At 64.4% G+C, this 21,989-nt stretch carries 18 protein-coding genes; 5 read left to right on the forward strand and 13 right to left on the reverse strand.

Annotated elements, in window-relative coordinates:
* Nucleotides 1-21: 21 nt before the first annotated feature.
* The 3 genes from EKO19_RS16360 to ppsR form a co-directional block, all read right to left on the reverse strand.
* The gene (locus tag EKO19_RS16360; protein ID WP_129777537.1) at nt 22-1,089 is read right to left on the reverse strand and encodes a hypothetical protein; all 1,068 of its coding nucleotides are present in this window, start codon (nt 1,087-1,089) and stop codon (nt 22-24) included.
* A 137-nt stretch (nt 1,090-1,226) separates the two neighbouring features.
* Nucleotides 1,227-1,679, reverse strand: coding sequence for a DUF1249 domain-containing protein (locus tag EKO19_RS16365; RefSeq protein ID WP_217705406.1), 453 nt, complete (start codon nt 1,677-1,679; stop codon nt 1,227-1,229).
* A gap of 169 nt (nt 1,680-1,848) precedes the next feature.
* Nucleotides 1,849-2,673, reverse strand: a complete 825-nt coding sequence (gene ppsR, locus EKO19_RS16370; RefSeq protein ID WP_129777539.1) for a posphoenolpyruvate synthetase regulatory kinase/phosphorylase PpsR — start codon at nt 2,671-2,673, stop codon at nt 1,849-1,851.
* Nucleotides 2,674-2,763: 90 nt separating this feature from the next.
* On the opposite strand from ppsR, the gene ppsA reads away from it, so the two are divergent.
* The gene (ppsA, locus tag EKO19_RS16375) at nt 2,764-5,133 is read left to right on the forward strand and encodes a phosphoenolpyruvate synthase (RefSeq protein WP_129777540.1); all 2,370 of its coding nucleotides are present in this window, start codon (nt 2,764-2,766) and stop codon (nt 5,131-5,133) included.
* A 48-nt stretch (nt 5,134-5,181) separates the two neighbouring features.
* On the opposite strand, the gene orn is transcribed toward ppsA, so the two are convergent.
* Nucleotides 5,182-5,730, reverse strand: coding sequence for an oligoribonuclease (gene orn / locus EKO19_RS16380; protein ID WP_129777541.1), 549 nt, complete (start codon nt 5,728-5,730; stop codon nt 5,182-5,184).
* A gap of 204 nt (nt 5,731-5,934) precedes the next feature.
* Here orn and EKO19_RS16385 point away from each other — a divergent pair, with 204 nt between their 5' ends.
* The 4 genes from EKO19_RS16385 (at nt 5,935) to EKO19_RS16400 (ending at nt 10,589) form a co-directional block, all read left to right on the forward strand.
* Nucleotides 5,935-7,188 carry a M48 family metallopeptidase gene (locus tag EKO19_RS16385; protein WP_129777542.1) on the forward strand — a complete coding sequence of 418 codons (1,254 nt, stop codon included), beginning with the start codon at nt 5,935-5,937 and terminating at the stop codon, nt 7,186-7,188.
* Nucleotides 7,185-8,114 (forward strand): ribosome small subunit-dependent GTPase A, encoded by a 930-nt coding sequence (gene rsgA, locus EKO19_RS16390; protein ID WP_129777543.1) that lies wholly within the window; start codon nt 7,185-7,187, stop codon nt 8,112-8,114. Before EKO19_RS16385 ends, rsgA begins: the two co-directional genes overlap by 4 nt.
* Before the next feature lie 95 nt (nt 8,115-8,209).
* Nucleotides 8,210-9,187: a D-cysteine desulfhydrase family protein gene (locus EKO19_RS16395; RefSeq protein WP_129777544.1), complete on the forward strand. Its 978-nt coding sequence runs from the start codon at nt 8,210-8,212 to the stop codon at nt 9,185-9,187.
* Between the two features lie 25 nt (nt 9,188-9,212).
* Nucleotides 9,213-10,589 carry a Na+/H+ antiporter NhaC family protein gene (locus EKO19_RS16400; protein WP_129777545.1) on the forward strand — a complete coding sequence of 459 codons (1,377 nt, stop codon included), beginning with the start codon at nt 9,213-9,215 and terminating at the stop codon, nt 10,587-10,589.
* Here the strand turns inward: EKO19_RS16400 and EKO19_RS16405 are convergent.
* The 9 genes from EKO19_RS16405 to EKO19_RS16445 all read right to left on the reverse strand — a co-directional run bounded on the left by EKO19_RS16405 (nt 10,569) and on the right by EKO19_RS16445 (nt 21,969).
* On the reverse strand, nt 10,569-12,101 hold the full coding sequence (locus tag EKO19_RS16405; RefSeq protein WP_129777546.1) for an N-acyl-D-amino-acid deacylase family protein: 1,533 nt from the start codon (nt 12,099-12,101) through the stop codon (nt 10,569-10,571). The genes EKO19_RS16400 and EKO19_RS16405 overlap by 21 nt on opposite strands.
* On the reverse strand, nt 12,085-12,411 hold the full coding sequence (locus tag EKO19_RS39525; protein ID WP_129778495.1) for a LysR family transcriptional regulator: 327 nt from the start codon (nt 12,409-12,411) through the stop codon (nt 12,085-12,087). The genes EKO19_RS16405 and EKO19_RS39525 overlap by 17 nt, the downstream gene beginning before the upstream one ends.
* Entirely contained in the window at nt 12,411-13,604 is a 1,194-nt protein-coding gene (locus EKO19_RS16415) for a serine hydrolase domain-containing protein (protein WP_129777547.1), read from the reverse strand. Before EKO19_RS16415 ends, EKO19_RS39525 begins: the two co-directional genes overlap by 1 nt.
* A 15-nt stretch (nt 13,605-13,619) precedes the next feature.
* A complete protein-coding gene (locus EKO19_RS16420) occupies nt 13,620-14,879 on the reverse strand; it encodes an amidohydrolase family protein (protein WP_129777548.1) in 1,260 nt (419 codons plus the stop codon).
* Complete coding sequence (locus tag EKO19_RS16425) at nt 14,876-16,348, reverse strand: amidohydrolase (protein WP_129777549.1); 1,473 nt, start codon at nt 16,346-16,348, stop codon at nt 14,876-14,878. Before EKO19_RS16425 ends, EKO19_RS16420 begins: the two co-directional genes overlap by 4 nt.
* Before the next feature lie 7 nt (nt 16,349-16,355).
* Nucleotides 16,356-19,064: a TonB-dependent receptor gene (locus EKO19_RS16430; RefSeq protein WP_175597086.1), complete on the reverse strand. Its 2,709-nt coding sequence runs from the start codon at nt 19,062-19,064 to the stop codon at nt 16,356-16,358.
* Between the two features lie 70 nt (nt 19,065-19,134).
* Nucleotides 19,135-20,181 (reverse strand): FecR family protein, encoded by a 1,047-nt coding sequence (locus EKO19_RS16435; RefSeq protein ID WP_129777551.1) that lies wholly within the window; start codon nt 20,179-20,181, stop codon nt 19,135-19,137.
* A gap of 2 nt (nt 20,182-20,183) precedes the next feature.
* Nucleotides 20,184-20,720 (reverse strand): RNA polymerase sigma factor, encoded by a 537-nt coding sequence (locus EKO19_RS16440; protein WP_157995292.1) that lies wholly within the window; start codon nt 20,718-20,720, stop codon nt 20,184-20,186.
* Between the two features lie 121 nt (nt 20,721-20,841).
* Nucleotides 20,842-21,969 (reverse strand): dipeptidase, encoded by a 1,128-nt coding sequence (locus EKO19_RS16445; RefSeq protein WP_157995293.1) that lies wholly within the window; start codon nt 21,967-21,969, stop codon nt 20,842-20,844.
* Nucleotides 21,970-21,989: the final 20 nt, after the last annotated feature.

Genomic DNA, 21,989 nt, shown 5'->3' on the forward strand with positions numbered 1-21,989 from the left:
ACGAGCAACCTCAGGCGCTGCTCATTGCAGCAGCGCCTGATACAGATCCCAGTAATCGTCCACCAGGACGTTCACGCCCGCCTTGTCCTTGTTGCCCGTCTCGAGCCCCGACACCAGCGTCACGGCAACCGGCAACGTACCGATCGAGTCCGTCAGCGGCACCGTGTCCGCATCGCTGCGATAAGAGACCACTGCCCGTAACGCATCGGTGCGCTCCTTCAATCCACCGAGATCGTCTTTTTCGTTTTTGACGATGGCGAGCGCCTCGCGCAACAACATCATCAGCCGCGAGCATTCCTCGCGCGTGCCATATTTCATATCGAACACGCGCTTGGTGGTCGTCTCCTTCGCGAGCACCGCGAGGCCGCCGCCGGACAGCGTCACGACCAGCTGTTGCGCATAGGCGATCACCGCGGTATTGACGATGCGACGGCCGTCGATGGAGATTCCCTCGAAGGCCGGTGCGGCCCGGTCTTCGAGCGTATTGCGGTCATCGCTGAGATCGGTGACTTCGGTGGCCGCAAGATCCCATTGTTCACGCTCGGTCGCGATCTCCTCGCTCAGGCGCCGGCGACGCGCGTAGTTCCAGAAGCCGCGCATCTTCTCGAGTTTCACGTCCTGCAGCTTCAGCTGCGCTTCCATCATGTCGGCGCGCGAGCGCGCGGTCGCGATCCGTCGATCGAAATCGGCGAGCTGTTGACGACGCGCGCGATCGAATTCCAAGACGTGACGACGCTGCTCACGATCGGCCTGTTGCTGCTGCAGCTGTTGCGCGAAGCGTGCGACTTTCGCCGACGAGGCGCGCCACAGCGAACGCAATTGGAAATAAACCAAGCCGTGCGGGCCAGTCTCCGGATTGCCCAGAAATTCTTCGAGCTGCAACAGCTGCTCGCTGTGACGAACGTAACTGGCTTCGTGTTTGTTCAGCTGCTCGATCAGCTTGTGACGCTCATCCTGCAGCCGCGACAGCTCTTTCTTCAGCTCGGCGCGATTCCAATAGAGCTGCAGCAGCCGCTCATCTTCAGCAGGGGGACGCGCGCCCGGCGCGAGGAGCTGGCGCAGATTGCTCAGCCGGTCGGAGAATTCCATAGCGAGCCCGGTACGGGCAAAGGGAAGGACGTTCAGGGAGAGTTGATTACCACTCGTCGATTTCGGCTCTGATCAGCGAAGCATTTCACCCAGCTGCCACTTGCCGAAGTCGGGGAAGTCGATACATCCGAGCTTCCTCAGGTGGCTGTCAACGCGGGGAAGTGATGACCACGCTCGACGCAATAATCGAGCCATTTGTTGAGCATGACGTTGCGCAGCCAGCGATCGCCCAGATCGCGTGCCAGCTGCGAGCGCAGCGATTCGAGCATCGCATGACGATGCCAGCGCGCGCACGCCTGCACTTCGGCGAGCCGCGCATCGCGATACACGCGGATCAGCAGATCCGGATCGGCCAGCGGCCCGGCTTCATCGTCGAACACATAGGTGAGCCGCAGCGTGGTCGTGTAGCGGCTGCGCTCTTCGATCGCCAGATGCAACGGACAATCGCCGTCCACCACGGAAATCTGCGTGGCCGCCGCGCGCTCCACGTCCGGCACCAGCCAGGCAAGACGGATGTAATTGCTCTCATACAGCGACATCAAGCTGACGAAGCTGCCCGGACGGGAGCGCCAGCTGACGGGGCAATTCACATCGCTTGCTGTAAGGTCTATCGACATGGTCCGAATATAGCACAGCAGTTTCGCACTACTGCCAGTGGTGTGTGACTTGCGTCACGGGGCAATTCATGTGTCATCCACGCAGTTCCAATACATGCGACATGCGTGCCATGTGTGGGCACTTCGGCTCGCTTGCAAGGGCTCAAGGACGCAGCCGACGCTCCACGCCCGTCCGGTCGAGAATGCGGCTCGCGATCTCCTCGATGGAACATTCGGTGGTGTTGATGCATGGAATGTCGTAGCGACGAAAGATCGCCTCGGCGGTGCGCACTTCGAAGTCCACTTGTGAGGGTGAGGAGTAGTTGCTGTTGGGCCGGCGCTCGTTGCGGATCTGTTGCAGACGTTCCGGCGCGATGGTGAGACCGTACAGCTTGCGCTGATGCTTGATCAGCGCCGCCGGCAGACGCCCGGTCTCGAGCTCCTCGTCAGCGAATGGATAATTGGCGCCGAACACGCCGTACTGCAAGGCCAGGTACAGGCAGGTTGGCGTTTTACCGGTGCGCGAAACGCCGACCAGGATCAGATCGGCGCGCTCGTAGTCGCGCGTGACAGCGCCGTCATCGTTGGCGAGCGCGAAGTTGGTGGCGTTGATGCGCGTGGTGTAGGCGCCGAGGTCCTGCATGCCATGCGCCTTGCCCTGCGCGCGCGAGGACTTGATCTTCAGCTCCATCTCCAGCGGCCCCATGAAGGCGTCGAAGAAATCCAGGAACAGGCCGTTGGCGCGCTTGATGATCTCGCGCAGGTCCTCCTGTACCAAAGTACTGAAAATCACGGGCCGGACGCCTTCCGTCTCACCCGTCGCGTTGATGCGACGAACCGCCTCCTCCGCCTTGTCAACAGTGGAGATAAATGGCAGAGTCACCTGCCGAAATGCCTGCCCATCGAACTGCGTCAGCAGGCTGTGCCCCATGGTCTCGGCGGTCACGCCGGTCTGGTCGGACACAAAAAAAACCGTTCGTCTTTCCATTCTTCTGTCGCCAAGACTCACGCGCCATCGCGTATTGCGGTTAAAATCCCGGGGCTAAGTACATCGCTCGAGTGTCTACGAGGACCGCCCTTGACCGCTTACACAGTACCCTTCGAACAGCTCGGACGCCACGATGTCGACACCGTCGGCGGCAAAAACTCCTCACTCGGCGAGATGATCAGCCATCTGGCCAAGATGGGCGTGAGCGTGCCGACCGGCTACGCGACCACCGCGCAGGCGTATCGGGACTTCCTCAAGCACGAGGGGCTGGCCGAGCGCATCTCCAAGGAGCTCGCCACGCTCGATGTCGATGACGTGGAGAAGCTCACCGAGGTGGGCGCGAAGATCCGGCAATGGATTCTCTCCACGCCGTTCCCGCCGCAGCTCGAGAAAGAAATTCTCGCCGGCTACGAGCGCATGGGCGAGGGTCGCGATGTCGCGGTCGCGGTCCGCTCCTCCGCCACCGCCGAGGATCTGCCGGACGCCTCCTTCGCCGGCCAGCAGGAAACATTCCTGAACGTGCGCGGCAAGGAAGCGCTGATCAAGTGCGTGCACGAAGTGTTCGCCTCGCTCTACAACGATCGCGCCATCGCCTATCGCGTGCACCAGGGCTTCGCCCACGACGTGGTCGCCCTCTCCGCCGGCATCCAGTACATGTGCCGCTCCGACGTGGGCGCAAGCGGCGTGATGTTCACGCTCGATACCGACTCAGGCTTCCGCAACGTCGTGTTCATCACGGCCTCCTACGGCCTCGGCGAGACCGTCGTGCAGGGCGCGGTGAATCCCGATGAGTTCTATGTCTACAAGCCGACGCTGAAGTCGGGCCACGCGCCCATCCTGCGCCGTACGCTCGGCGCCAAGGCGATCAAGATGGTCTACGGCGAGCCGGGCAGCGGCGAGCGCGTGAAGACCGTCGATGTCGCAACCGAGGATCGCAACCGCTTCTCGATCGATGATGCCGACATTCTGGAGCTCGCCAAGCAGGCGCTCATCATCGAGCAGCACTACGGCTGCCCGATGGACATCGAATGGGGCAAGGACGGCGAGACCGGCAAGATCTATATCCTGCAGGCGCGTCCGGAGACCGTGCAGAGCCGCGCCGGCCGCACCGTGCAGCGCTACTCGCTGAAGAAAAAATCCAAGGTGCTCTCGAGCGGCCGCTCCATCGGTCAGCGCATCGGCGCCGGCCCCGCCCGCATCATTCGCGACGTGAAAGAAATGACTCGCGTGCAGAGCGGCGACGTGCTGGTCGCCGACATGACCGATCCGGATTGGGAGCCGGTGATGAAGCGCGCCTCGGCCATCGTGACCAATCGCGGTGGCCGCACCTGTCACGCCGCCATCATCGCGCGCGAGCTCGGCATTCCCGCGGTCGTGGGCTGCACCGATGCGACCGAGACGATCAAGGAAGGCATGGAAGTGACGGTCTCCTGCGCCGAAGGTGACACTGGCTTCGTGTACGAGGGCGCCCTGCCCTTCGAACAGAAAATCGTCGAGCTGGATGCGCTGCCCCCCATCAAGACCAAGATCATGATGAACGTCGGCAACCCCGACCGTGCCTTCGACTTCGCCGGCATTCCGCACAAGGGCGTGGGTCTGGCGCGTCTGGAATTCATCATCAATCGCATGATCGGCGTGCACCCGCGCGCGCTGCTCGAGTTCGACTCGCTCGCCAAGGATCTGCAGCAGACCATCCGTCGCCAGATGAATGGTTACAAGGATCCGGTGAGCTTCTACATCGACAAGCTGTGCGAAGGCATCGCGACCATCGCCGCGGCGTTCGCGCCGGAGCCGGTGATCGTGCGCATGTCGGATTTCAAATCGAACGAGTACGCGAATCTGATCGGCGGCCGTCAGTACGAGCCGCACGAAGAGAATCCGATGCTCGGCTTCCGCGGCGCCTCGCGTTACGTGGATGAAACGTTCCGTCCCTGCTTCGAGCTCGAATGCCGCGCGTTGAAGCGCGTGCGCGAAGAGATGGGCCTGACCAACGTGCAGGTGATGGTGCCCTTCGTACGTACGGTGAAGGAAGCCGAGCACGTCACGCAACTGCTCGCGCAGAACGGCTTGAAGCGCGGCGAGAACGGGCTGAAGGTCATCATGATGTGCGAGCTGCCGACCAACGCGCTGCTCGCCGATCAGTATCTGCAGTTTTTCGACGGCATGTCGATCGGCTCGAACGACATGACCCAGCTCACGCTCGGCCTGGACCGCGACTCGGCCATCATTGCCAAGCTGTTCGACGAGCGTGATGAGGCGGTGAAGGCCTTGCTGAAGCTCGCCATCGACGCCTGTCGCAGGCAAGGCAAGTACGTGGGTATCTGCGGCCAGGGCCCCTCGGATCATCCGGATCTCGCGCGCTGGCTGGTCGAGCAAGGCATCGAGAGCATCTCGCTCAATCCCGACACCGTGGTCGAGACCTGGCTGTTCCTGGCGGGCGGCTCGGTGGCCGCGAAGTAACGTCGTCACGTCGCGGCGGCAGGCATCCCTGCCGCCGCGAATCCGTCCTCAAACCCGCAGAAAGTTCGTCCGGTAGTGCTGCAGCTCGCGAATGGAATCGCGAATGTCGTCCAGCGCCAGGTGCGTCGAGCTCTTCTGGAAACTGCTGTACACCTCCGGCGACCAGCGCCGCGCCAGCTCCTTCAGCGTGCTCACATCCAGGTTGCGGTAGTGAAAATACCGCTCCAGGGCCGGCATCTCGCGTGCCATGAAGCGACGGTCCTGACAGATGCTGTTGCCGCACATGGGCGAGACGCCCGGCTCGATCCAGCGGCTCAGAAACTCCACCGTCTGGCGCTCGGCCTCCTCGACGGTGATGGTGCTGGCACGCACGCGGGCGGCGAGGCCCGAGGCGCCGTGCTGGCGACGGTTCCAGTCGTCCATGGCGTCCAGGGTCTCATCCGACTGATGGATGGCCAGGACCGGCCCCTCGGCCAGGGTGTTCAGGTGCTTGTCGGTGACCACGGTGGCGATTTCGATGATGTGGTCGGTGTCGGGCTTCAGGCCCGTCATTTCCAGATCGATCCAGATGAGTCGGGTCGGGTCGCGGTCGGTCACGGTACGCTCTGCGCATTAAAGATTTGATGGGACATCATAACAGCTGGCGTATCGGCTTCCCCGTCGGGTACAAGGATGTACCCCGCCGCCGCAGGCGGCGGCGAGCGGCAAAAGTCGCACCTTTTGCCAACTCGCACGAGGGTCGTGGCAGGCTGCCCGATCCCGAGTTTTGTGTGTGCCTCGGCACCCATTGGAAAGACTTCAATGCATTGGTTTACCGGATTGTTTCTATTGCTGCTGCTCGCCTCCACGGCGACGCGCAGCTGGCTGAATCAGCGCCAGGTCGCGGCCGTGCGGCGGCACCGCGGCCGGGTGCCCGAGGCCTTCGCCCAGCAGATCGACCTCGAGGCCCACCAGAAGGCTGCGGACTATACGGTCGCCCGCGCCAGCCTCAACCGCTGGGATGTGTTGCTGGATGCGGCCCTCGCCCTGGCGCTCACCCTGGGCGGTGGCATCGATCGCATCGATCACGCGTGGCGGGCGGCGGGCCTGTCGCCGACCTGGCATGGCACGGCCGTCGTCCTGTCGACTTTCCTGATAGTGAGCGCCATCGGCCTGCCGCTGTCTCTGTGGCGTACTTTTGGTATCGAGGCGCGCTTCGGCTTCAATCGCACCACGCCGGGGCTGTATATCGCCGATTTGTGCAAGAGCCTGGCGCTGGGGCTGCTGCTCGGCACGCCGCTGCTGTTCGTGATCCTGTACCTGATGCAGCAGGCCGGCGCGCTGTGGTGGCTGTACGCCTGGCTGGTGTGGGTGAGTTTTTCCGTGCTGATGACCTGGGCGTACCCCGCGATCTTCGCGCCGATGTTCAACAAGTTCACGCCGGTGACCGACGCAACCCTCAAGCAGCGCACCGAGGCGGTCCTGCAACGCTGCGGCTTCGAGTCCAAGGGCGTGTTCAAGATGGACGGCTCGCGCCGCTCCTCGCATGGCAACGCCTATTTCACCGGCATCGGTCGCAACAAGCGCATCGTGTTCTTCGACACCCTGCTCGAGCGTTTACAGGTCGCTGAGGTCGAGGCCGTGCTCGCGCACGAGCTCGGCCATTTCCGGCTGAAACACATTCGCTCGGGCCTGATCGTGTCGGTCGTGATGGCGCTGCTCGGCTTCCTGCTGCTCGATGCGCTGATGCGCTGGCCCGCCTTCTATGCGGCGCTCGGCGTGAGCACGCCCTCCACGCACGCAGCGCTGCTGCTCTTCATGTTCGTGCTGCCCGCCTTCACGTATTTCCTGACGCCGCTCGGTGCGTGGTGGTCGCGCAAGCACGAGTTCGAGGCGGATGAATTCGCCGCTCAACATGCGAACGCAAGCGAGCTTGCGAGCGCGCTCGTGAAACTGCATCGAGACAATGCGAGCACGCTCACGCCCGACAGCCTGCACTCGGCCTTCTACGATTCGCATCCGCCCGCGCTCGTGCGCATCTCGCGCCTGCAGTCGCTGGCGACAGCGCGCTCATGAGCGAGGCGGCTGAGGCGCCGGCACGCGTCACCGAGTCGTTCGGTCGTCGCGTCATCGTCGAAACCCACGCCGGCGAGCGCATGTCGGCCGAGCTCTTCGGCAAGCGACTCACCTGCGTGTGCGGCGATGAAGTGACGATTCGCGGTCCGTCCCAGAGCAGCGGCGACGTGGCAAAAGTCGTGAGCGTCGCCCCTCGCCGATCGTTGTTTGCCCGCACGGACAGTCGCGGACGCACCGAGCCGCTCGCGGCGAATCTGTCACTGATCATCGTGATCGTCGCGCCGAATCCCGAGCCGGATCTCTACATCGCCGATCGGTATCTCGCAGGCGCCGCGCTCGCAGGAATCTCGGGCGCGCTGATCGTGAACAAGTCGGAGCTGCCAGGTGCGGAGGATGCCGAGTTCCAGGCGCGCGTGAACGACTACGAGCGCGCAGGCTATCCGGTGCTACGTGTCTCGGCGAAGAACGAGCCGACGGTTGCGCCCGTGCGCGAGCTGCTCGCCAACCACAGTGCCATGCTCGTCGGCCAATCCGGCGTCGGCAAGTCCACGCTCACCAATCGCCTCGCGCCCGAGTCCGAGCGCGCCACGCGATCCTTGTCCGATTCGACCGGTGAAGGCCGGCACACGACGGTCTCGACCGCGTTGTTTCGTCTCGAAAGTGGTGGCGAGCTGATCGACTCGCCCGGCGTTCGCGACTATGCGCCGCCGCCGGTCGAAGATGCGATGGTGCAGGTGGGCTGGCCGGAAATGCTGAAGCTCGCGCACGACTGCAGATTCAACAACTGCCTGCATCTGCGCGAGCCGGGGTGCGCCGTGCTGGCCGCGCTCGCCGGCAACACGATCTCGGCGCGTCGCTACGAAAGTTATAAACGCCTGCTCAACATCATGCGCGGGCTCGCGCCGGAATACGAGCGCCGGCGCTGAACTGCGGCCTTCCGGGCGCCAGCCTCAGAAATCCTGACGCTCGGGCAGCGACGCCCTGTTGTCGCGCCCCCGCCTGCTTTGCTATCAAAGCAGCCATGACGACGCTCTACCATCCCGACCTGCTCCTTCAGCCCCCCGAACGCCTGAGCCTCGCGCTCGCGCCGACGCCGCTGCATCGTTTATCTCAGTTGAGCGAGTTGCTCGAGACGAACATCTACTGCAAGCGGGACGATCTCACCGGCTTCGGCTTCGGTGGCAACAAGATCCGCAAGCTCGAATATTTGCTGAGCGATGCGCGCCGGCGGGGCTGCGATTGCCTGGTCACCAATGGCAGCAACCAGTCGAACTGGTGTCGCACGGTCGCCGCGGCGGGCGCATCGCTCGGCATGGACGTGCATCTGGTGCTCGCAGGCCCGGTGCCCAACGCCGACACGGGCAACCTGCGCCTGTCTCGTCTCGCGGGCGCGCACATGACCCACATCGACACCGAGGATGACGCGGTACTGGAAGCGGCCTGCAACGAGCTTGCGGAGTCGCTCAGAGCGAGCGGTCGCCATCCCTATCAAATGATCGTCGGCGGCTCGACCGGCCTGGGCTCGCTGGGCTACGTGCACAGCCTGCAGGAGATCATGGAGTACGAGCAGCGCACTCAACTGCGGTTCTCACGAATCATCCACGCCACCGGCTCGGCGGGCACGCAGGCGGGCTTGGTCGCGGGCGCCGCGCTGCTCGGCTGGCCGGGCGAAGTGATCGGCATGGCGGTGTCGCGCGCGAAGGAAGAGCAGATTCCCAAGGTCCGCCGCGTGCTCGAGCAGATGTTGAATCCAGCGGCGCTGGCGCGCGCCAAAATCGTGGTCGAGGATGCCTACGTCGGTGCCGGCTATCGCAAGAACACGCCACAATGCCTCGAAGCCGTGGAGCTGTTCGCGCGCACCGAGGGGATTTATCTCGATGAGGTCTACACGGGCAAGGCGGCGGCGGGCCTGATCGACTACGCGCGCACCAAACGCTTCTCGCCCACCGAAAACATCCTGTTCATTCACACCGGCGGCTCGCCGCAGCTCTTCGAATAACGCCCACCTCCGCCGGAGCCTTCGCATGTCCGCCGACTTCGGTTGGTTGAGCCTCGTGCCGCCCGCGATTGCCATCGGCATCGCGCTTGCGACCAAGCGGGTGTTGATCTCCCTGTCCGCAGGCGTGCTGTGCGCGGTCGCAATCCTTCACAGCGGCGAGCTGCATGTCGTGCCGGCGCGCGCACTCGACCACCTGATCGACACCACCATCAAGCCGGACAACCTGCGCCTGGTGCTGTTCAGCGTACTGGTCGGCGGGCTGCTGCGACTGATGAAGGACAGTCGCGCGTTCGATGCGCTCACGCGGCTGCTGCAGGGACGCGAGCGCGGCTATGGCAAGCGCACGGTGTTCGGTCTGACCTGGCTGTTTGGCGGCTCGCTGATCCTCGAGACCTGGAGCAACGTGCTGATCAACGGCGCGACGATGGGCTCGCTCTACGACCGGCTCAAGATCGCGCGGGTGCGGCTCGCCTATTTCATTCATACCATCGGCATCAACGTGGTCGCGCTGGTGCTGGTGAACTCGTGGGGCGCCTTTTATCTCGCCCTGGTCCAGGCGCAGAACGTGCCGAACCCGCTGGATTTTCTGATCCGCGCCATGCCGTACGCGCTGTACTGCTGGATCAGTCTGATCCTCGTGGCGGTAGTCATGATGACCGGCCTCACCGTAGGTCCGATGCGTCAATTCGACGCGCTCGCCCCCGCCGGCACGACCGAGACCGCCGCGGCCGCAAGCGATGGTCGCGAGCCACGACTGCGTCACATGCTGATTCCGATCGCGAGTCTGATCGGCATCACGCTGTGGAGTCTGTATCTCACGGGCAATGGCGACATCACTGCGGGTGACGGCTCGAAGTCCATTCTCTACGCCGTGGTGGCGACGCTGTTCATCACCGGCCTGCTGTTGCGCATCGATCGGGTCTTCGGCTCGCTGGACATCGAGAAGAAAATCATCGCCGGCAGCGCGGAGTTTCTCGACGTGGGCTTTCTGATCGTGCTCGCGCTCGCGCTCGGCAAGCTCACCCAGGCACTCGGCACCGGTCCCTTCGTCGCGCAGCTGTTACAGAGCTCACTGCCAGTCGCGGTGATTCCCGCGCTCGTATTTCTGCTCGGCGCCGTCATGTCCTTCGCCACCGGCACCTCCTATGGCACGTTCTCCATCATGGTGCCGCTCGCGCTGCCGATCGGCACCGCCACCGGCATCAGTCCCGAACTGTTGTTCGGTGCCTGCATCGCCGGCGGCGTATTCGGCGACAACACGTCTCCCATCTCCGACACCACCATCGTGAGCAGTGTCGCCGCCAACACGCCGGTGATCGATCACGCCCGCACGCAGCTGCCCTTCGCGCTGATCGCCGCGGCGATCAGCGTCGCGGGCTATCTACTGCTGGGTGCGCTTTAACATCCTGCCGAACTTGCCGGCAGGCTCGCCGCGCTCGTAGGCGAGCCTGCCATTGACATAGATGGCATCGACACCGCTCGGTCGAAGCGTGCTCTCGGTCCAGCTGGCGCGGCTGTGCAGATTGTCTGGATCGAGAATCAACAGGTCCGCCTTCTGACCGGCGGCGAGCACGCCGCGATCGAGGCCGAGCGTCTGCGCCGGCAGGCCGCTCATCTTGTAGACGGCGCGCTCCAGACTCATCTTGGGCGCGGGCCCCACGAACTCTTCCAGGATCTTGATGAACGAGCCGGCCGAGCGCGGATGACCGCTGCCCGGCGCGCCATCCGTGCAGATCATCACCTGATCGGCGTAGATGAAACGATCCTGCACGGCGTCCGCCATCAGGAAATGCGCCTGCGCCGGCCCGCCGTAGCCGATGTCATCGATCATCACCTTTTCATACGGCTTCTTCAGTTCGGCCGCGACCTCCGACAACCGCTTGCCGGCATGCGGACCGCCGACGAACAGGATCGCCTGCGCGCCGTTTCTCTCCTCCACGCGCTTGCGCAGATGAGCCTCCAGCTCGGCGCGACGCTGCTTTACCGCGACCTCGTAGGCCTCGCGACCCTTGGCCCATTCCGGATACAAAAAGTGCAGACTGCTGGCGCTCGCGAGATACGGATACACATCGGCGGTCACCCACTTGCCCTGGGCACGCGCGCGCTCGAGCTGCCCGAGCACGGCGTCCGCCTCGGCCGCGCGCTGGCCGGCGACGATCTTCAGATGCGACACGTGAACGTGCGCGTCGATCTGCAGCAGCTCATCGATCGCGCCGCCGATCTTGTCGAAGTCCTCCGAGCGCAGGTGACTCATGACGATGCCACCGTGCTGACCGACCAGATCGCCGAGTGCTTTCTGCTCGGCGATCTGCGAGTACCGGCCGGGTGCATATTCGAGCCCGAAGCTCAGGCCAAAGGAGCCCGACTGCATGTCCGCGAGCAATCGATCCTTCATCGCCTGCAACTGCCCCGCCGTCGGCACGGGCGCATTGCCGATGCCGGCGAGATCGCGCAACGTGCCATGGCCGGTCAGCGTAGCGACGTTGACCTCACTGCCACGCTGATCGATCAGGCTCATTCCAGTGGACAGCGGCAGCTTGTCATCGCCTGGATAGCTCATCGAGCCGCCATCCTGGCCGAGGACCACGGTAGTGATTCCCTGCGCCAGAAAGCTCACGAAGGACTGTTCGGTCGCATCGCCATGCGCATGCGTATCGATGAAGCCGGGCACGACCCATTTGCCTCGTGCATCGACCATGCGCTTCGCCTTGATCTTGCCCGCATCGACCGGACCGACCAGCACGATCTGGTCGCCGGACACGAGCACGTCCGCCTGGGTACGCGCATTGCCGGTGCCATCGACGACCGTGCCGTTGCGAATCCAGACATCGTAGACGGCGGGCGACTCCGCTCGCACCATCGATGCGGCCAGCGTCAGCGCAATCGCCGCGGATAACTCAAAGCTCATTTGCATGCCGGTTCTCTGCCTTGATCTGAGGGATGGACGATCGTGACACGCGCCGCACCGCCGCCGATGCAAGCGCGATCTGTCGAATCGCGGGCGTCACTTCCCGCGCGTAGACATGGGCGGCCTCGGTGAGCATCACGCCTCGTGCCCGCCGCACGAACAGCGTCACGCCAAGAAATGCTTCGAGCTCTTTGACGGTGCGACTCACCGCCCCGGCACACACGCACAGCTCACGCCCGGCGCGGGCGAAGCTGCCATGCCGGGCGGCCGCCTCGAACACTCGCACCCACAGCAACGGAGGAATGCGCGCCGCCATCACTGCAGGATCTTCAGTGCCTGTTCCTGGAGGATCGAGAAATAGCCGCGCCGGCCTTCACGCTCGATCCCATTGGCGGTATTGAAGGCCGCGACCACGCCGCGGCCGGTGACTGGATTGCAATAGAAGAACGATGAGAATCCGCCCTGGCCGCCGGTGTGACCGATGATCCGATGCGGACGCTCGCCGATGATGAAGAACGCCAGTCCCATGTAATCGGTGTCGGCGCGCTCGGACGTCGGATGACGCCGCTCCCACATCTCCTCGAGCGAGGACTGTTTCAGCACGCGCTCATAGCGCTGCGCCAGGCGCTCATCGCCCCTGGTTGCGCGCGTCAGGAACGCGATGTAGGCCGCCACATCCGCGAGCGGTGAGTTCCAGCCGCCATTCGGAATCGTGATGCCGGGATCGAACTCCCCGCCCAGATCCTCGAGCTTCGGCTGGCCGTCCGCGCCTTTGCTCAATATGTAACGATGCGAACGATCCTCGCGCAGATGATTCGGCGACAGGCCGAAGTAACTGCGGCTCATGCCGAGCGGTGCGAAGATGTGCTCGTGGATGTACGCCTGCCACGGCTCGCCGCTCAACTGCTCCTGCAGGTGCGCAAGATAGATCCACGCCGGATTCGAGTAGCTGAACTTGCTGCCCGGCGCGAAGGCGACTTCCTGATACGGCATCATCGCAACGACCTGCGACCACTGCGTCGGCTCGAACGGCTCCCAGGGCTTGCCCTGCTTGTACGGCCACGTGCCCGCCTGAAATCCCGCCGAGTGATCCAGCAGCATGCGCACGGTGATCGCGTCCATCGAGCCGAACGGGTTGTGCACCTGGCGCAGCTCCGGCACGTGCCCGGTGATGGCATCGTCCAACGACAGCTTGCCCGCATCGCGCAGCTGCATGACCGCGATGCCGTTCAAGGTCTTGGTGATGGACGCCCAATGAAACACCGTGTCGTCATCGACGCGCCGGCCGCGCTCCTTGTCGGCGAAGCCGTAGTTCTTCCGCGCAACCATCCGTCCGTTCTCGACCAGCGCCACGCTGCCGCCGACGATGCCATCCTCCTGCAAGGTCTGATCGAACATCGATACCAGCTGTTTCCATTCGGGCGAGCGGGTCGCATCGGCGAGCGACGCGGATGACCACGCCAGCAGGCCCAGCGTCACGATCCAGGATCCACGCAATGTTTGTTTCATGCTCTTGTCTCGATTTCAAGGACGGGCGGATTTGAGCCGCTGAAAATAACGATCCCGCAGGTCGCTCTGGCGCGAGCGCATCTCGATGGCCGCCCCGCCGATCCACACCTGCTCGGCGAGCGAGGACAGCTCCAGGGGATCGCCGCTCCACAACACCAGGTCAGCGGCCTGCCCCACCGCGATGTGACCCCGCGTGGCGCCCACGCCGAAGATCTCGGCCGGCGTCGCAGTGATCGCAGCGAGTGCGACCTCCCAGGGCAATCCGTGCGCCACGGTGTTGCCGGCGACCTGACGATTCTTGCGTGCGTTGTGAACGTGACCGGAGGAGAACGCGACGCGAACGCCCGCCCGGTGGAGCAACGTCGCGTTGTCCAGCCGCGCGCCCATCATGTCGAAGTTGTCCGGCAGGTTATCCAGCGGATTGAGCAGCACCGGAATGTTTGCACGCGCGAGCTCATCGGCTACGCGCCAGGCTTCGGCGCCGCCTGAGATCACGGGTTTCAAGCCATTGCGCCGTGTGAAATCGATCAGGCGGCGGATGTCGACGGCTCGATCGACGTTGAACACGATGCGCCCGCCGTTGAGATAGCCCGCGAATGCCTCGCGTCCGGCCGGCAGCATCAGCGCCCGATCCGCGGCGGCCGGCGGCGATCTCACTTCCCGAATCGCCTGTTGCATCAGCATGAAGAGCCCGGCGCGCGTGCCGCCGACCGAGTCGCCGTCATGCCACTGCACGAACAGCGAGCGACTGCCGGGAATCAGTGCGTCGTAACGACCGTCATAGGTGACCGCGCCGCCCTGCCCCGCAACGATGGAATCGCCGCGATAGGGCGCGAGCACGCCCCACGTCATGCCTTCGATGCGATTGACGGGAATCAGCGAGGACGCCGGGTTGTAAGCGAGCGTCACATCGAACTCCGGTCGCCATTGCTGTTCCCAGACGGGCATGCGCAGCCTGAAGCTCTCATCCGAAGTATCGGGGACCGCCGCCACTTCGACGACGCCCAGGCTGCCGACGCCGGCGAACAGGCCGGGCGTGAGCGGACGATGGGCCGCGTCGATGACAGTTGCATTCGAGGCGGCGAGATTGCTCCCGACCGCCACGATCTTGCCGGCGCGAACCAGCACATCCGCGCCATCGAGCGTGCCCGCACTCGTCATCGTGTGAACGCGCGCATTGCGGATGAGAATGTCCTGCGCGGCGACCTGCTCACCCATCAGCACGATCGCAAGCGCGCAGACGACTCTCGTGACGACCCTTCGCATCGTGCTCATCGCAGCTCCTCGTTCGCGTCCTGTCCCAGCATGAAGTCCGAGCGCGCCGGCGCCTGCGGCTGCGAGCGATCGAACTGCATCGAGCCGTCGATGAACACCTGCTCGGCGAGCGAGTACACGCTGAACGGGTCGCGATTCCAGATCACGACGTCGGCATTCATGCCGGTGGCGAGCGTGCCGATGCGATCGCTCAAGCCGAGCGCTTTCGCGGCGTTGGAGGTGAGCCAGCGGATCGCGCGCTCGGGCGGGATGCTCAATCCCAACGCGCGGGCGTGCGCCATCGATTTGGCCGATTCCTGATTGAGACGCTGGATGCCTTCGGAGGAATCCGAATGCGTGATGGCGCAGCTGTCTTGCGGATAATCGACCAGCGCGAGGTTCTCCTGGATGCCGTCGTACGCCTCCATCTTGAAGCCCCACCAGTCGGCCCACAGCGCGCCGCAGACGCCGCGCTCGGCCAGACGGTCGGCGATCTTGTAAGCCTCGACACCGTGATGAAACGCCGCGATCTTGAAGCCGAACTCATCGGCGAGCGCGAGCATGTTCGACATGTCATCGGCGCGATAGCAGTGGATGTGCACCCGGGCCTCGCCGTTCAACACCGAGACCAATGTTTCCAATTTGAGATCGCGCTTGGGCGGCGCGGGCGGCTCCTCCTTGCCTTTGTCGTCGTCGGCCTTCTTCTTGCGCGAATCGGCCGGCGCCGCTTCGGCCGCCTGGTACTTCGCGAGCTCGCGCTGATACTTCTGCAGCTGCCGCTGATAATCCTGCGCGTCGCTGAAGGCCTGTCGAAAGCCCGCGACGTTGCCCATGCGAGTCGAGGGCGCCGTGCCCTTGTCGCCATACACCCTCTTCGGATTCTCACCGCACGCCATCTTCACGCCGATGGGTGCGCCTGGAAATTTCATGTCCCGCACCGACACCGCCGGCACGTTCTTCAGCACGACCGAACGGCCGCCGACCAGATTCGCGGAGCCCGGCAGGATCTGCAGCGTGGTGATGCCGCCTTCCAGCGCGGTTTGAAACGCCGGGTCCTGCGTCCACACCGAATGCTCCACCCACACATTCGCCGTGACCGGATTGGTGACCTCGTTGCCGTCGGAGTTGGCATCGACGTAGGGGCTGGGCAGCACCCCCACATGTGAATGCACGTCGATCAACCCCGGCGTGACCCAGCGGCCACGCGCCTCGAGGATGCGCGCGCCCGCCGGCGCGCTGAGCCCCCTTCCCACCGCTGCAATCTTCCCATCGACGATCAGCACGTCACCGTTGTCGATGCGCGTGCCGTCGCCGATGAGCAGCGTGGCATTCCTGATCAGGGTCGGCGGACTGACGCTCGCCCGGTAGATCGAGCCGTAGCTGTCCGTGCCCGCCGACTCGGCGGCCAGTCCCACCGAGGCAACCCATGAAGTCAGCAGCGCGAGCGCCGCCCCCGATACCGCGTACCGGATGTTCTCGTTGACACGCATGAGTGAGCTACCAGCGCTTGGTGAAACGTGCGGAGATGAAGCGCCCGGTGGCATCGGCGTTGAACACGTCGTAGCCGATGTTGTAGATCGGCGTGACCGCGTGCGGCGGCTCCCGATCGGTGACGTTCATGACCGCGAGCGACACGCGCGTGCCTTCCAGGAAGGAGGACTGCGTGCGTCCGTCGAAGTTGTAAGTCAGCGTCAGATCCGCGGTGGTCCACGAGCCCACCGGCTCATCGTTCGCGAGACTGGTGTTGACGTAGCCGTCGGCGTAGTTGAGCACCATCGTCGTGCTCAGACCGCCACGGAGCCACGTGCCCATCAGGCGCCCGCGCCAGTCGAGCGGCTGATTGAACGTATCGACCAGATTGAACGTCGCGGTATCGTGGTCGAGCGAGGTGAGAATCTCCTTCAGATGCGTCACGTTCAACTGCAGGTCGAAGGCGTCGCGTGCCAGCTCGAACTTGTATTGCACGGTGGCATCGAAGCCGGTGAGCTGAGTTCTCGCCGCGTTCTGCTGGCGCAGATCGTAGAGATAGCGCACGCCGGTCGAGCCGATCTCCTCCCAGTCCATGAAGAACCAGCCCTCGGCGAGCCGCGCGTCGAGATAGGCGGCCGCGGCCGCATCGTTCGCGAACTCGCTGATGAACCGGCCATAGTCCCCGCGTCGCGCCAGCGCGCCGGCATCGAACGGCGCCGACTGAATCCGGTCCGTGTAGTCGATGTCGAAATAATTCATGCTCAGCTCCAGCCCCCGCAGCGACTCGGGACGGAACGTGAATCCCACGCCGATGTTCTCCGACTGCTCGGCGGTGATCGGCAGACTGCCGTTCAGATAGAACATCGGAATCAGGCCGCCGTTGCCGCTCGGATCATCGAACATGCCCGTCGAAACCTGCGTGGGACGTCCGACCTGCGCTTTCTCGGCGACCGCCGGCGCGCGGAACGAGGTGCTGTAGCTCGCGCGGATGTCCAGGCTGTTCGTCGGCGACCACACCAGACCGACGCGCGGATTGGTGGTGCTGCCAAAGTCGGAATAATCGTCGTAGCGGCCCGCGATCGACAGATCGATGCGCTTGGCCCACGCGAGGTTCTGCGCATCGCCGACGATCGGAACATACATTTCGGCGAACGCGGCCGTGACATCGCGCTCGTCGTCGGCACGCACTTCACGCCGCACGATCGGTATCAGCCGCCAGCGCGTCGAGATCAGATCGTCCTTGCGATACGAGGCGCCTACCGCGAGACGCACCGGACCGGCCGGCAGATTGAACAGCGTGCCGTCGGCCTTCAGATCGGTCGACCAGGTATCGTATTCGTCGCGATAGTCCTGGATCAGCAGCGTGGTCTCGCCGGTCTGCAGATCCGAATAGGTGAAATCGCTGTTCGGCTTGACGCGCGCGATCAAGCCGTCGAGCGAGATCCGCCAGCCGCCCGGCGCGTTGTAACCCAGGCCCAGCGTCGCGCTCCACTGATTGGTGTGCGGGGTCTGCCGGTCCATGATGTCCTGCCGCGTGCTCTGCGAGATAACCTCTTCGTACGAGTACAGAATGTTGGTGGAGAGATCGAAGTTCGCGGGCAGCCGCTGATCGAGCGTGAACAACATCGTGCCGAGCTTGCGCCGGGGCAGCAGATCCGTGCCGGGATTGCCGCCCGCCGCCAGAATGAAGTCGCGGTCCGCGACATCCAGATTGCTGCGGTGGTAGTACTCGGCGATGAACAGCGCATTGCCGGTGTCCCAGCGTGTGCCCACCGTCTGCGAGACGCGCTGATCGTCGAACGAGCCGTCGGAGGCCGAGCCATACTCCAGCCCGCTCTCCGCGCCCTGGAAATCCTTGCGCAGGATGATGTTCACGACGCCTGCGACCGCATCGGCGCCGTAGATCGCCGAGGCGCCATCGCTCAACACCTCGATGCGCTCCACCGCCGACATGGGAATCGTGCTCACATCGACGAACTGACCCTGCGCCGAGGGCGCGACCCTGCGTCCATTGATCAACGTGAGCGTGGAGACCGAGCCGAGACCGCGCAGATTGAAGCCCGTGCCACGCGTGAGATTCTGACCATATGAGGGCGCGAGGCCGAATTCGCTCGATTCGCTCGCGCCGGAGTTGCCGCCCTTGAAGTTCATCGGCATGGCGTTCACCACCTGTTGCATGTTGGTGAAGCCGGAGCGCTCGATGTACTGACGATCCATCACCGTCACCGGCGCGGTGTCGTTGGTCACGCCGCGAATGTGCGAGCCGGTGCTGACGACCTCTTCGAGAATGTCCTCTCGATGCACGTTCTGCGGCGCCGGCCCCTCGTTCGACTCGCCCGCGGCCGAAGTGGCCTGGGCCACGCGCAGGAATCGGGCGCGCGGCTCGTTCATCGCCGTGTCGTTCGAGATCGTCGTGACCTCGCGCGCACGTTCGTTCGGATAGATCGCCACCGTGCCCTGGTCGATGCGCTCGAAGGTGAGGCCGGTCGCGTTCAACAAGGTTTGCAACGCCTGCTCCGCGGTCATCTTGCCCGCAAGGTTCGGCGCGCTGCGCCCTTCGGCGATCTTGGTGAAGTACGAAATCTGCAACCCCGTCTGGTCGGCGAACTGGCGCAATGCGGACTGCAGCGATGCGCCCCGGATATCGAATTGATAGGTCGGCTCCGCCAGCGCCAGGTTGGTCACCAGCAGCAGAGGACCGAACATCGCGACGGCGCGCTTACCCTTCTTGCTCATCATGACTCCCCGTATGGCGATCGTTGTGGCCGCCTTGTGATGACATGACGGGAGAGCACGATGTTTTTGGCTACCGGCGCGGTGTGAGAATGATTCGATCGTCCTCGATGCGTGCCGACTCGATCACGTTGGCACGCTCGAGGAAGCGCACCAGCGCCTGCGGCTTGTCGGCATCGAACACGCCGCTCAACTGCTCGGCGGAGAGCTGCGAGTCTCGCAGCACGATCTGCGTGCGGTTGTATCGGTTGAACTCGGCGACGACCTCGGAGAGCGCCTGGCCATCGAAGATCAACCGACCCGACTTCCATGAGGTGACCGCCGCGATGTTTGCAACGGCCGATGTTTGAATGTCGGCGGCGACGATGTCGGCGCGCACGCCCGCCGACAAGCGCAGCGCCTGCGCCGGCACCTCGGCGCTCGCCGCGATGCTCGGCTGATCGAAGCGCGCGACCGCGACCTGCCCTTCGATCACGGTGACCACGGTGTCACCGTCATTTCGCCGCACGACGAAGGACGTGCCGATGGCCTGCGCGATGGCACCATCGCTCAGCACCCGAAACGGACGCGCCGGATCCTTCGCGACGTTGAAGAGCGCCTCACCACGCAACAGGCTCACGCGACGCATGTGCTCGGTCAACTCCACGCGTACCGCGGTGTCGGTGTTGAGCGCGATGGTCGAGCCGTCCTCGAGCTTGATCGTGCGCTGCTCGCCCACGCCCGTCGAATAACGGCCGGGCACGAGCGCCTGGAACGCGAACAGCGCTGCGACGGCGAACACCGCGCAGGCGGCCAGGGCCGCACCGAAACGTCGTGGCGAGCGCCGGCTCGGAGGCGCTCCGGACACCGTGGCAGCCGGCTCCAGCTCGATGACATTGCTGTCCTCAGCGGCGAGCAGGTCGGCCACGCTGACTGTTCTATCGGCATCCACCTCGCCGAGCTCGGTCCAGGTGCGCTCCATTTTCAGGTACTCGCCCAGATGCACCGGGGAGCGCTTCAACCAGGCGACGAACTCTCGCCGCTCCTTCACCGACACCTCCGGCGCGCCGAGCCGCACCAGCCATTGCGAGGCCTCATCGATGATCGCGTCCACGTTCCGGTTGGCTCGAAGCTCATCCATGGCTATTCCTCCCCTTGCGCACGGCCACGTTGCCGTTCCATCTGTTTCTGGCACGCGGCCAGTCCTTTGGCCATGTACTTCTTCACCATCGCCACCGACAGCTTCATCTCCGCGGCGATCTCCTGATAAGTCATGCCATCGCGACGATGCATGAGCAGCACCGCCTGGCATTTGGGGCTGAGCGTCGCGAGCACCTCGCGCAGCGCGTGCAGCCGATCCTGCTCCTCCAGCACATCGGCAGGATCGGCGAACTCCGCCACCAGCTGCTGCAACTCCTCCTCCGAGTGCTGCAGCCGGTTCCGGGCCAGCATGCGCCATTCGTGAGCGGCATGAGCCGCGAGGTGGATGACGAACGAGCGCGGATTGCGGATCAGGCCGACGTCATCCATTCGCAGCAGGCGCAAATAGACCTCCTGGGCCAGATCCTGGGCGAGATCGCCGTGCCCGAGCCGCGAGCGCAGGAAGCGCAGCAGATCGCCACCCACGGTGGCGACCAGCTCGTGGAACCAGCGCTCGCGACGATCTTGTTCGGTCTGCAAAGGGCAGCGACCTGCGCTTGAGAAAAGGAAGGCACGACAATGACGGGTCGAGCCCGGCGAAAAGGCTACCCCGGTGCGAGCACGTTTCGTGCCGCACCTTTGGCCAATCGCTTTCGCGTCCTCAACCCCAGACCTCGCCCAGCACGCGGGCGAAATTGCCCCCCAGCACTTTGTGGATACGCGCCTCGGAGTGGCCACGCGCCGAGAGCATCGCGCCCAGGGTCTGCAGACGCTGCGGGTGATTCAGGTCGGGGATGAACGTGTACAGCTCCGCCGGCCGGCCCTGCTCGAAGATACCGGATTCGACCATGCTGGCGATCATCGCGCGATTGTCGGCCTCGAACTGCGGGGTGCGCGCGATCTCGTTGATGGTCGCGTCGGTGCCGATGCCGACGTGATCCTCGCCGCAGACGTTGATGGCGTGCTCGATGTGCTCGATCACGTCGATGGCCAGGGGCTGCTTCACCTTGCGCAGGTACGGCCAGAAGATGATGCCCGCGACGCCGCCACGATCGGCGAGCGCCCGGAGCACGTCGTCGGTCTGATTGCGTGGCAGATCGGTCAGCGCGGCACAACCGGTGTGGCCGAGGATCGGCGGCTTCTTGGTGGCCTTGATGGCTTCCATCGTGGTGCGCCGGCCGCCGTGCGACAGATCGACCATGATGCGACGGGCTTCCAGCGCCTCGATCATCTGATGGCCGAAGTTGCTCAGGCCCGCGTTGCCCGGCTCCGTCGCGCCGTCGCCGACGAGGTTGCGTCGGTTGTGAGTGAGCTGAATGACGCGAACGCCGCGCTGGTAGAACCCATCGATGCGGCTCAAGTCCTCGCCGATCGGTGAGGTGTCCTGGAACCCGAAGATCACTCCGACGCGCTTCTCCTTGTGCGCGCGGGCGATGTCGGCGCCGGTGCGAACCGGCAGGAACGTGTCGGGATACCGGGCGAACCGGTCTTCCCACAGTCGGAACTGAGCCTCGCGCTTTTCGACCGCTTCCGGACCGAACCAGAACGCGCCCTGAGGCGCGATGGTGACATTGATCGCGCTCAAGCCCGTGGCGCGGATCTCGGCCAGCTCTTGTGCACTCAGCGCGTCATCGCCGTCGTTGCCGACGCCCGCCTGCAGGTCGATCGCGATAGTGTTGGCGTACGGCGCCCAGCGCAACGGCGTGTTCGCCCGGGCGAACGACGCCGGCGCCAATGCTCCCATCAGCGCCGCCGCGCCGCCCGCGACCGTGAACTCTCGTCGATTCATTTCCCCCATCCTCTGCGTCA

The sequence above is a fragment of the Peristeroidobacter soli genome (assembly GCF_004138485.1).
Lineage (GTDB): Bacteria > Pseudomonadota > Gammaproteobacteria > Steroidobacterales > Steroidobacteraceae > Steroidobacter > Steroidobacter soli.